1 pseudogene is annotated in these 335 nt (G+C 41.5%); it reads right to left on the bottom strand.

Annotation, left to right across the window (positions count from 1 at the left end):
- Window positions 1-335, bottom strand: a pseudogene (locus tag DDR33_RS26360) (hypothetical protein); the annotation flags it as partial.

Below are 335 nucleotides of genomic sequence, written 5' to 3' on the forward strand. Positions count from 1 at the left end.
ATGAGGTACAACGTAAGCTCCTCCACTTTTCTCAGAAGCCGCGAATTCATGTCTCCAAGATCAATCCCATTTTCCTTCACATCCTCTGCTGCCGGCATTTCCGGTAAATGTTGTTCCCTGCCAACGAACTCTTCGAGTTCTTTAAGCGAGAGTCGTTTATACGATGAGTGGAATACATAATCAGGCCATTGAGATTGAAGTTTTACTTTGACAGACTCTGCAATCATATTACCGGCAACTGCTAGTTTATACTCATGAGGATTAGTCGTTCCAATGCTTATATTTCCCGACAAGTCTATATACAATGCGGTATTATAAGACAAGTCCTGGTAATT

The organism is Pararcticibacter amylolyticus (genome assembly GCF_003130405.1).
GTDB classification, from domain to species: Bacteria; Bacteroidota; Bacteroidia; order Sphingobacteriales; family Sphingobacteriaceae; genus Arcticibacter; species Arcticibacter amylolyticus.